We start from the raw sequence: 11546 nt of genomic DNA on the forward strand, positions 1-11546 counted from the left end.
TGTTGGCAGCAAAGGAGTGGCATCATGGAAGTAATTTATATTCCTGGATTGCTTAAATTACCAGAGCAAACCGAGGTGATTCAGGTCAAAGAATTCCTGCCCGATTTAGAAACGCTAACGCCTGTGCGAGGAGGTTTGCACGTTAAGCATCAAGGGAATTATTTAGACGTATCGGCGCAAGCAGAAACGATTATTACCCTAGCCTGTAACCGTTGTTTGCAGCAGTACAATCATCGGTTAACCCTGGATGTGTCGGAACTGGTTTGGTTAGATGAAGCCGCCGAGCAACAGGATCTGGGTATCTTGGAACGAGAAACACCCTTGGAGGAGTTAGTGGAAACCTTACATCCCCAAGGGTATTTTGATCCCAATAGTTGGCTCTATGAACAATTGTGTCTAGAAATTCCACCCCGACAGTTATGTGACGCCAACTGTCCAGGAATTGTCATGGATGAGAATGATAGCACTAAGCCAACCGATCGGCGTTGGGATGCTCTGGAAATTTTGAAGGGAAAATTGCCAGGTTAATAGTCTTATGTCATACTCGCTATCGCGAGAAGCAAGCTACGTCTTATGTCATTTGCCTAGATCCAGGTAGGGGCGGGTTTAGGGATAAATGTTGGTTGTTTTCCCTAACGGAGATACAAAACCCGCCCTCCTCTGATTAAATTTATTCAACACAGCTAAAATAAGGTGTGGTGACTGATTCGCTTTGAAATTGTCGCATTTCCCGCCAATACCCCATGAGTTTTAATGAAGAGTTTGAGCTGCTGCTACGCGCCCGCTACCCCCTAATTTATATCCCCACCCTGGAAGAAGAACGAGCCGAAGTCGCGATCGCACAGGCGGCTCAACGTTTGGGTGAACGGGCGGTTTATCTGTGGGATTTTGTCGATGGCTATCAAGGGAACCCCAACGATCAAGGGTTTGGACGCCGTAATCCCTTACAGGCTTTAGAGTTTGTCGAGAAAATCCCCGCCAACGCCCCTTCTATCTTTATCCTCAGAGACTTTCACCGCTTTCTGGACGATATCTCGATTTCCCGCAAACTGAAAAACCTGGCGCGACTGCTCAAATCCCAGCCGAAAAACATCGTCATTGTTACCCCCCAAGTCGCCATCCCCTCAGACTTAACCGAAGTGCTGACGGTACAAGAGTTTCCCTTACCCGATGCTGGGGAAATCAAAGCCGAAATTAGTCGCTTAGTCGCCGCCACCAGCCAATCCCTCAGCGACAAAGTTTTAGATGAACTCGTGCGCTCTTGTCAAGGGTTATCCTTAGAACGGATTCGTCGAGTCTTAGCCAGAGCGATCGCGGCGCAGGGGCAAATCCAACCCGATGACGTGGAAATGGTGCTAGAGGAGAAACGCCAATCGATTCGTCAAACCCAAATCTTAGACTATTATCCCACCAGCGAACGAATTTCCGATATTGGCGGCTTAGACAACCTCAAAGACTGGCTGCTGCGCCGAGGCGGTGCGTTTACCGAACGCGCCCGACAATATGGATTACCCCATCCCCGTGGCTTGCTGTTAGTGGGAATTCAAGGCACCGGAAAATCACTAACGGCTAAGGCGATCGCCCACCATTGGCATCTTCCCCTATTACGCTTAGATGTCGGGCGTTTATTTGGCGGCTTAGTCGGCGAATCCGAATCCCGTACCCGTCAGATGATTCAACTTGCTGAGGCTTTAGCCCCCTGTATTCTCTGGATTGACGAAATAGACAAAGCCTTTGCGGGAGTAGAATCCAAAGGCGATTCCGGTACCGCCAGTCGGGTTTTTGGTACGTTCATCAACTGGTTAGCCGAGAAAAAATCCCCCGTATTTGTCGTCGCCACCGCTAATAATATCCAAACCCTCCCACCGGAAATGCTGCGGAAAGGGCGATTTGATGAAATCTTCTTTGTCGGCTTACCCTCTCAACAGGAACGCCAAGCGATTTTTGAACTGCATTTAGGGCGACTGCGCCCTCATAACCTCAAGAACTACGATCTAGAACGACTCGCTTACGAAACCCCGGACTTTTCCGGCGCAGAAATTGAACAAACCCTGATTGAAGCCATGCACATTGGCTTTAGCCAGAATCGAGATTTCACCACCGATGATATATTAGAAGCCGCCAGTCAAATCGTTCCCCTTGCCCGTACCGCCCAAGAACAAATTCAATTTCTCAAAGACTGGGCGGCGGCGGGAAAAGCACGCATGGCGTCTAGAGATAATCGTTTAAGTAGTCGAATTCAGCGTCAACTACAGTAGAAGTTTTTCGTTTTGAATTTTGACCCTTTACGATTTTCGATGGCATAGTTTTGATCCTTTGCTTCGCTCAAATAACCTGGCGCGTCTGTAGGGGCGGGTTTAGGAACTTTCTTTTTTGTCTTGATAGTAACGTTTGTACAAAACCCGCCCTGACTAACCTTTAAATGTGATAACTATTTGACAAATAATGACAAATAACCAATAAAAAATTCTATGATATCAGGTATTACCAAATTTTTGATCGGTTTTACTCTAGGCATCACCATCCTATTAGCCGGGGGTGGTGCCGTCGCCTATTACTTTTTCACAAAATTATCAGTCAATCCAGCTAAACCCATTTTTGCCGAAGAACAAAAAGCCAAATCACCCGTTAAATCCCCTGATTCGGCGAAGAAACCCGCTCAATCTGCCCAGAAGCCAAAACCCAGTCCTAGTCCCACTCCCAGTGAATCCCCAGAAGAGGAATTACCCCCTGGCGCGTATGAGGCGCGGGTAACCTGGCCCGAAGGATTAAGCCTGCGCGATTCTCCCAGTCTCAATGCCAATCGCATTGGTGGCGTAGCCTACAATAAGGAAATTATCATCCTCAAGGAAAGCGATGATCAAAAATGGCAGAGGGTACGCTTATCGGGTAGTGAACAAGAAGGTTGGGTCAAGGCGGGAAATGTTGAGCGAGTGGAATAAGTTTTGACCCTGTGCTTCCCTCAACGGAACCTGGTTTGTAGGGGCGGGTTTTACTACTATTGTTTCCTTAGCACCCATAAGTAACTAAACCCGCCCCGATCAAATGACAAATGACAAATGACAAATGACTAGAAACACGCCTTCAGATTAATATCGCCCAGTTGCGGAAATCCATTAGATAGCCAGCCAGAAGTTGGGGCGGTAATCCTTACCCATTCACGTCCAGCGTCATCTAGTCTAAATTGGGGTGGATTAGAAAGAGTGACGCGATCGCCAAAGAAGACGCCACCCACTCTCGCTGAATTGGTGTTGGGGCTTTCCCGAATTGTTAACCCTTCCTCTTCTTCATAAATTACTCGGCGACAACGATTGGGTGGTGGAGGCGGAGGTGTAGTCTCGGTACTGTCGCCGCAAGGCTTAAGATCTTTCGCCTGGACAAATCCACTAATGGGAGAACCAATCGCGATCCAACCATTCCTACCACTAGCTTCAGCCAAGGTGACTTGTTCATCGGCTTGTAAGGCGCGAATCGGATTAGCGGTTGAACGTTCCGCGTAGATAAAAATTGACCGCGCCGCCGCCCGACATTGCCCGATCAACCCTTGAGTAAGCAGAAAAGAATTTGTCTGGGAAGGTAGGGTTGACGTGAATGTTCTAGGTTGATAGTTTAAAAGGTTTCTATAAGTATTACGTTCTACATTCTCCGTGGCATGAACCCAAGTGGTCACCAACGGAGTTGGTTCTCTGCCAACGGCTACACTAGCCGTTGCTACTAAACCTTCTGCTACAGTAAATCCTAACACCAAAAGTGCGGCTGATACCAAGTTGCGTTCTATCATGTCATTCTGAGCGAAGCGAAGAATCTGGACAGATGCTTCGCGCCATTCCGTTTCACTGCATTCTGCTCAGCATGACAGATTTTACCTGAGACTGCAACTTAGTATGACTTGCTCCACGGGCTAATTTGGGTCACTCCTCATCTGATTAAGTATCTTCAATACACATCATTACAGGCAAATTCAATGTCTGGCAATTGCTGGATTGCCTGGGCGAGAATATACAGCAGTTTGCTCTGCTATGCGGTACATTGTCGATCCCCCTAAATCCCCCTTAAAAAGGGGGACTTTGATCTACTGGACTTTATTACAGCGCAAAGCGCTGTATCGCCAATGATTAACCGGATTTGATCAGCTATCATGCATTTAAATTGGGAATGGGTAGCGAGCAAGATGCAAAGCCTGCGGCATGGCTTCGCTAAACGCTCTACGGCAAGGATTTCTCCATTATTGACATTATGGTTTAAATGCCGAACAGCTTAGAAGCCACATCGAGATTATATTAAGAAACGTAGCTAAATTTAAATCTTGATTGCAATAATTGAGTAGAGACTTCAGTTCAAGAAAAGAGAGTGGTACGGTGAGTAAACCTATCTGAATCGTTGTAAAATTATTTAACGAAAATACGCATGTACCACAAAAACACGAATAAAGATATCTTGACTGCCTTAGTTACTGCCGGGTTGGGTGCTGGAATCGTCACCTCGTTTGCCGTGAGTCAGGGTCAACACCCTCTATTTGCCTTGACAATTACAGGCATAGCCGCGCTGTCTGCTGTTCTCATCGAGCGATCGGGATTAATATAGGGTCTGCTGAATAAGTCTTGTGGTGGAGTTGTAGAGACGTAGCATGCTACGTCTGGGAGCAGGAGTTGTAGAGACGTAGCATGCTACGTCTGGGAGCAGGAGTTGTAGAGACGTAGCATGCTACGTCTGGAAGCTGGGGAAGAGGTTGACTTAATCTTTAATTAACCGGACATATCCGGGTATAGTGGTACAATGCAGAAAGAATTGAGGATACCACTATTGTCAAATACGTCACCCCAAGGGAAGCAGCCGAAATCCTTGGGGTCAATGAGCGGACACTCAGGCGCTGGCATGAACAAGGGAAAATCGAAGCAATCTGGACCCAAGGCAAGCAGCGCCGATACAACGTCGAAAGCTATACAGCTAGAGCTAAATCTGGCTTGGACACCCGAATCAACATCCTCTACGCCAGAGTCAGTTCTCGCGATCAATTGCCCGATCTCGACCGACAAGTCGAATATCTCGTCTCCAGATACCCAGACGGAGAAGTTGTCTCAGAAATTGGAGGAGGGCTTAACTTCAAACGCAAAAAGATGCTTGCCGTATTGGGACAAGTCATGTCAGGAGATGTCAAACGCCTTGTGGTTGCTCACAAAGACCGATTGGCGAGATTCGGATTTGACTTGTTTAGATGGCTCTGTGAACAAAACGGGTGTGAACTCGTGGTTCTCAATGAGTCAAGTCTCTCTCCTTCCGAGGAGATGGTTGAAGACATCCTCGCCATTCTTCACTGCTTCAGTTCAAGGCTTTACGGACTCCGCAAATACAAGACTCAGATCTCGGAAGATCCGGATTTATCCAAGCGTCAAACTCAATAAAGTTTGGCGTAAATGGCTAGCGGCTTGTCGATACTGCTTCAACCAAGCTATTGCTTACCAACGACAGAATAAAAGAGTTGGGAAATTAAAGCTGAGAAATATTGTCATGCAATCCGATTTGCCGGAATGGGTCAAACAGACCCCTTGCCATATCCGACAAAATGCCATCTTCGATGCTCATAGAGCCGACAATGCAAGTGTTAATGCTAAATTTAGAAGCTGTCGGGACTTCCAGCAAACAATTAAGTTTAACGATAGCAACTTTAGTTCAGGGTGTTGGTATCCGAGGCTGACAAAAGGGTTAGAGTTTATCGCCTCTGAATCATTACCTCAAGCTTGCTCAAATGCCACGCAACTTACATTTTCTAAGGGGAGATGGTTTGCCATTATCCCAGAAGAAGTGAAAGTTAATAGACAAGATAAAGATGGCGTTATTGCATTAGACCCAGGGGTCAGAACGTTTCTGACAGGATTTGATGGGTCGAGGTTTGTTGAGCTGGGTCGGGGTGACATCGGGCGTATTACTAGATTGTGCCAACACCTCGACAATCTTTACAGTCGGATGAGTAAAGCGGGAAGAAAGCAAAGGCGAAGAATGCGCCAAGCCGCTAATCGAATGAGGGCTAAAATTCGCCACCTCATCGATGAGGCACACAAGCAGATTGTCGGCTATTTAACTAATAATTACCGAGTCATATTTCTGCCGACTTTTGAGACTTCCCAAATGGTTGCCAAAGCAAGCAGAAAGATTCGGTCAAAAACAGTTAGGTCGATGTTGACTTGGGCGCATTACCGTTTTGAGCTATTCCTCAACCAAAAAGCTGAGATGACCAACACGATTGTCATTACAGGTTCAGAAGCCTACACTTCCAAAACTTGTACTAAGTGTGGTCATATTCATCAAACGTTGGGAGGCTCTAAGGTTTTCAAATGCCCATCTTGCGGTCATGTTTTGCCGCGAGACATGAATGGCGCTTTGGGCTTTATGCTCAAAGCTTTGCGGGATACCGCCTTCACCATCAATTCAGATGGTGTTGCTATCGCTGCATTGTCCGGGAATTTCCCGTATTGTGTCGCGTAAATGTATCAGAGTTCCTAATCAACGAATGACAAATGACGCTCCCTACCGTTAACTTGAATTTTTCCCACCGACTTACTATCTTTCCACATAGGTTGATAAACTAGCAATAAAAGTTATCTGAGAGACCTATGGAAACCCTTGCCTATAGCCATCTTATCTGGGCGTCGGAAAACCCAGCCGAGGTGGGTTTAGAAAGTGTCAATCGGCATGAGTGGCGATTGACCCAGCCTTCTCCCGTACCATTCCACTGGCTATTATTCGCCATCATTCTCAGCAGCTTAGGACTTACAGACAAAGCTGTTGCCCAAACACTACAGCCAGGAAGTCGTGGCTCTCAAGTCATTGAGATTCAACAGCGTTTGCGGGAATTAGGCTATTTTGATCAGCAACCCACTGGGTATTTTGGTCCGATTACCACAGATGCTGTCCAGCAATTCCAGCGCAGTCAGGGACTGATTCCAGATGGAATTGTCGGTCAACGTACCCAATCTGTGTTGTTCGATAACTTTACCCGTATTTCTCCCTTCGATTCGACCTTTGCCTCCAGCACTTTACCTCCCCCCAGTACCACGATTGGCACCTTGCCCACTCCTCCTAGTATCGGGAACGTCTTACCGCCTCCCAGAGGACAAGTTACACCACCGCCTCCAATTGAGACGCAACCGTCTAGGTTGAGAGAATTGCGTCCCGGCGATCGCGGTCAAGATGTCTTTGAACTTCAGCTAAAGTTAAGACAGGCAGGTTTTGATCCCGGTCCTGTTGATGGCATTTATGGGTTCCAAACTCAGAACGCCGTTGAGCAGTTTCAGGAGGCGAATAACCTATTTCCCGATGGCGTGGCGAGTCAAGACACACTTCAGGCGTTGGGGTTAATCCCGACGCTTGAACAAAATCGTTATGTGGTCGTTATCCCCATTTATAACGGTGATACACTCACCCGCGTGCAACGATATGTGTCGGGGGCGTTTACCGCTGACTCCGGGCGTGGCAAATTTGTTAATGCTGGCTCATTTGTGGATCGTGACGGTGCTGAAGAGATTTCTCATCGACTGCGATCGCAGGGTCTGGATGCACGGGTGGCGTATTTCCGCTAAGATTTACACCAGATATATCGTTGAGGCATCCATTAACCTTTCATTCTGGGCAAATGGAAAGACCTGTAGAGCATTGTCTACATGTTATCAGCCAACACCAGCTAACCCTCTGAACATCAGTCGGCTGACAGATTTAACGTTTTGCCAAGACTCTTTAAATTGAATCAACAGCCATTTAATTGGAGTATAAGGTAAAATTAGTATCAGTGGGGTTGTCTCTACTATGAACTCATCATCAGTTCCACGCTCAATGAAAGACCAACAGGATAACCAGTTTACACCGGAACCCGAGGTTATGCCGATACCTCTAGCTAATGAAGATAACGGTCTTTCGGTTCGCAAAAAAGTTAAAATCCTTAACTTGTATATTGACAATTTTTCTAAAGATGAGTTTTTAAAGAAATTAAAGCAAGGTATTGTATTTACCCCGAATGTCGATCATCTCATGCAATTACAAAGCAATCGGCAGCTTTTGCAGGCTTATAAAGCGGCTGATTATGTAATATGTGATAGTCAGATTTTAGTTTACGCCTCTAAGTTTTTGCGAACTCCCTTCAAAGAAAAACTAGCGGGATCAGACATCTTTCCCGCTTTTTGCCATTATCACAAAGACAATCCCGATATTCGCATATTTTTATTAGGAGCCGCTCCCGGTGTAGCCAAGAAAGCACAAGAGAGAATAAATGCTAAAATCGGTCGGAAAATCGTTGTAGGCGAATATTCACCCCCATGGGGATTTGAAAACGATGCCCAAGAATGCCACAAAATTTTGCAACTGATTAATGATTCAGGCGCTACAGTTTTGGGGGTAGGAGTTGGAGCACCGAAGCAAGAATTATTTATCAGTAAATATAAGCAGAAATTTAATCCCAATATTAAAATAATTATGGGAATCGGTGCAACGATCGATTTTGAAGCGGGGAACGTCAAAAGAGCGCCGAAGTTTCTCCGTGACATTGGCTTAGAATGGTTGTATCGTTTTTCGGTTGAACCGAGACGATTGTGGAAACGATATTTTGTTGATGATGTCGGTTTCTTATGGCTGATATTGAAACAGAAGTTCAAAGTTTACAAAGCTCCTTTTTAGAAGATAGATTCATCCATTATAAAGTAGAGACGTTGCATGCAACGTCTCTACTACTGTAAAGAGGCAAAGGTTTATTATTCCTGTTCTCCGTTCGTCGTTTCCCGTTCCCTCTTAAAGTAAACTTTATCAAACCTTTATTGATGATCATCTAGGGTTTCATTTAAAATGGATTGAGAAGACTAGCCCATTTGGGAGAAGTCTTGTGTGAGACACCTAAGGGTAGAGACAGTTGGCTAAATGGTCTGGCATAATAGACATGCCAGGAACTGTTGCAAAAGAAGGGTTTGGGTGCGGTACAGTCAACGTGACAGAGGTCAACATGGACATAGAACGGGATTCTCCACTTTCATTAAACGGCAAAGGCGATAGACATGAGCCGCCATTGTCTGCGGATTTTGCTGATGAGGTGACAGCGACTCCCCAACGTGGATTGAATTTGCGTCCCTTGTTGCGAACGGCGAAGCGGAAAGCTTGGCTGATTGTGGGTTTGACTACCCTAACCACCGCAGCGGCTTGGTATGTAAGTACTAAGGAAGCCCCAATTTATGCTGGGGGATTTCGTCTATTAGTAGAACCCGTAACCACTGAAGAACGGGCAAGTGACCCTAGCGCCCTAGCTCGCACCAGTGGTGTGCCGAATGAGCAAATGTTTCGCTTGGATTACCCCACTCAGATTGAAATATTAAAGGGAGTGGGTGTTCTGGGACCAGTAGTGGAGGAAGTTGAAGCGCAATATCCTGGTAGAGTTAGTGTCGGTGCTATAAGACAAGGGTTAACTATTGAACAGGTCAGTGTCGGAAAAGGCAGAGGTTCTGAAACTAAGATTCTGGCAGTGAATTATCAAAGCTCTGATCCTAAACTGGCTGAGTTAGTTTTAGAGGAAACGGCTGAGAAATATTTAAAGTATAGTCTTGATGAACGCCAGAGCAGTATTAGTGAAGGGGTTAAATTTATAGATGAGCAACTGCCGAAATTGCAGGAGCGCGTCAATAACTATCAGAAACAGATTCAGAGTATTCAGGAGCGCTATGACCTGATTGAGCCTCAATCTAAAGGGGCAGAATTACTCGGTCAAGTCCGGGATCTTGAAAATCAACAGCGAGCAACTCAACAAGAGCTAGGGGAGTTAAGAACCCTCTCAACTAACTTGCGGCAACAACTCGGGTTATCTCCAGAGGAAGCCATCGCTTCATCCGCCTTAAGCCAAGACCCGCGTTATCAAGGGTTGTTGGGGAAAATTCAGGAAGTCGAGAGTCAGATAGCAATAGAATCTGCCCGTTTTCTACCCGATGATCCCAAAATGCAAGCGCTACAGGAACAACGGCAGAATTTACAGGCGCTGCTGAATCAAGAAGCCCAAAGGATTATTGGCGAGAACCTCAAAACTACCACCAATAATTCGGATGTGATGACATTTCAGAATTCCGTTCGTATGGGGCTGATTCAGCAACTGGTGGAAGCAACCAACCAGATTCAACTGTTGGAAGAACGCAGTCAGCAGTTAGCTCAGACGAGAGCGACATTCGCGCAACAAGCTCAGCAAATGCCTGAGGTGATCCGCCAGTATACCGAACTCCAGCGGCAGTTGGAAGTGGCGACACAGACGTTGAATCAACTTTTAAGGCAGCGGGAAACATTCCAGGTTGAGGAAGCAGGAAATAAACTGCCGTGGGAAATTCTATCGGAACCGGAAATCGCCCGAGATCAATACGGGAATCCGATAAATATGGCAGAATCCTCTGATAAACTGCTGTTGATGGGAGTGATGGGGGGAGTCGTCTTAGGTCTAGGGTTAGGGGTTCTCCAAGAAAAAATCAGAGATATTTTTTATAGCACAGAAGACCTCAAGGATGCGACGGATTTGCCTGTGTTGGGTGAAGTTCCGGCTTATCAAAATCGGAATCAGAAGCAGGATAAAGAGACTGGGGATCAGGGTTATCCGGATGCGAGGTTTCTGGAAGCCTTTGACTCTATTTATACCAGTATCCGGTTTCTGTTTTCAGACCGCCCGATTCGTTCTCTGAGTGTTACCTCGGCGGCGTTGGGGGATGGGAAATCGACGGTGGCGTTACACTTAGCCCAAACAGCAGCCCAAATGGGTCAACGGGTGCTGTTGGTGGATGCGAATTTGATCCATCCTCAGATGCATCAGCAGTTGAATTTACCGAATGTCAAAGGGTTGAGTGACTTGCTAGCTGATGATTTGATGCCCCATGATTTTATCGAGCGATCGCCGATTTCTGATAATCTGTTTGTATTAACCGCAGGTCAACCCCGCCCCCATCTGACGCGGCGGTTTGCTTCGGCGCAAATGCAGGAGCTGATGACGGAGTTTAAGACTAAATTTGATTTGGTGGTTTATGATACACCAGAGTTCCCCAGTTGTATGGATATTAGTTATCTGGCAAGGCATACCGATGGGTTGTTGCTGGTGACGGCAATTAAGAAAACTAAGAATTCGTTAGTTAAGCAAACTATTACTCAGTTAGATGCCTTTGGCTTGCCCACACTAGGGATTATCGCCAATCATATCACGCGATCGGGATTTATGGGGTTACCGCCCGCGCCCCAGGATAATAGTTGGGAGAAAACCCCGGTTTCCGTCTCGTGATTGTATCGTAGAGACTCCTCCGGTGGAACGTCTAGGGTTCCCCAATTGTAGGAGCGGGTTTAGGGACTAAATTCGGATATTCACCACTAACGGAACAACAAAACCCGCCCTCCCCACCGATAAATGAACCACGAAACCCGCCCTCCCCACCGATAAATGAACAACGAAACCCGCCCGCCCCACCGATAAATGAACAACGAAAACTGTCCTCCCCCCCGAAAAATGAACAACGAAACCTGTCCTCCCCACCGATAAAAGAACAATAAAACCC

Annotated in this window: 11 protein-coding genes; 9 read left to right on the top strand and 2 right to left on the bottom strand. The window is 46.5% G+C overall.

The window, feature by feature from the left end; translation table 11 throughout:
• The first annotated feature begins 24 nt into the window (after nt 1-24).
• From RIB93_RS21130 to RIB93_RS21140, 3 genes are all read left to right on the top strand, one after another.
• Complete coding sequence (locus RIB93_RS21130) at nt 25-528, top strand: YceD family protein (RefSeq protein ID WP_446375304.1); 504 nt, start codon at nt 25-27, stop codon at nt 526-528.
• Nucleotides 529-743: 215 nt separating this feature from the next.
• Nucleotides 744-2258: an AAA family ATPase gene (locus tag RIB93_RS21135; protein ID WP_446375306.1), complete on the top strand. Its 1515-nt coding sequence runs from the start codon at nt 744-746 to the stop codon at nt 2256-2258.
• A gap of 213 nt (nt 2259-2471) precedes the next feature.
• Nucleotides 2472-2942 carry an SH3 domain-containing protein gene (locus RIB93_RS21140; RefSeq protein ID WP_446375308.1) on the top strand — a complete coding sequence of 157 codons (471 nt, stop codon included), beginning with the start codon at nt 2472-2474 and terminating at the stop codon, nt 2940-2942.
• 128 nt (nt 2943-3070) lie between these two features.
• Here the strand turns inward: RIB93_RS21140 and RIB93_RS21145 are convergent, their stop codons facing one another.
• Nucleotides 3071-3781 (bottom strand): SH3 domain-containing protein, encoded by a 711-nt coding sequence (locus RIB93_RS21145; protein ID WP_446375310.1) that lies wholly within the window; start codon nt 3779-3781, stop codon nt 3071-3073.
• Nucleotides 3782-4407: 626 nt separating this feature from the next.
• On the opposite strand from RIB93_RS21145, the gene RIB93_RS21150 reads away from it, so the two are divergent.
• From RIB93_RS21150 to RIB93_RS21175, 6 genes are all read left to right on the top strand, one after another.
• Nucleotides 4408-4584: a hypothetical protein gene (locus RIB93_RS21150; RefSeq protein ID WP_446375312.1), complete on the top strand. Its 177-nt coding sequence runs from the start codon at nt 4408-4410 to the stop codon at nt 4582-4584.
• Between the two features lie 218 nt (nt 4585-4802).
• On the top strand, nt 4803-5402 hold the full coding sequence (locus tag RIB93_RS21155) for an IS607 family transposase (RefSeq protein WP_446375324.1): 600 nt from the start codon (nt 4803-4805) through the stop codon (nt 5400-5402).
• Nucleotides 5290-6483, top strand: coding sequence for an RNA-guided endonuclease InsQ/TnpB family protein (locus RIB93_RS21160; protein WP_446375314.1), 1194 nt, complete (start codon nt 5290-5292; stop codon nt 6481-6483). Before RIB93_RS21155 ends, RIB93_RS21160 begins: the two co-directional genes overlap by 113 nt.
• 128 nt (nt 6484-6611) lie before the next feature.
• Nucleotides 6612-7577: a peptidoglycan-binding domain-containing protein gene (locus RIB93_RS21165; protein WP_446375316.1), complete on the top strand. Its 966-nt coding sequence runs from the start codon at nt 6612-6614 to the stop codon at nt 7575-7577.
• Nucleotides 7578-7872: 295 nt separating this feature from the next.
• Nucleotides 7873-8664: a WecB/TagA/CpsF family glycosyltransferase gene (locus RIB93_RS21170; protein ID WP_446375326.1), complete on the top strand. Its 792-nt coding sequence runs from the start codon at nt 7873-7875 to the stop codon at nt 8662-8664.
• Nucleotides 8665-8920: 256 nt separating this feature from the next.
• Nucleotides 8921-11275 carry a GumC family protein gene (locus RIB93_RS21175; RefSeq protein ID WP_446375318.1) on the top strand — a complete coding sequence of 785 codons (2355 nt, stop codon included), beginning with the start codon at nt 8921-8923 and terminating at the stop codon, nt 11273-11275.
• A 66-nt stretch (nt 11276-11341) separates the two neighbouring features.
• Here the strand turns inward: RIB93_RS21175 and RIB93_RS21180 are convergent.
• A partial coding sequence (locus tag RIB93_RS21180) for a hypothetical protein (protein WP_446375320.1) occupies nt 11342-11546 on the bottom strand: 205 nt, incomplete at its 5' end.

Source organism: Coleofasciculus sp. D1-CHI-01, from assembly GCF_040218875.1.
In the GTDB taxonomy this organism is placed as follows: Bacteria; Cyanobacteriota; Cyanobacteriia; order Cyanobacteriales; family Coleofasciculaceae; genus Coleofasciculus.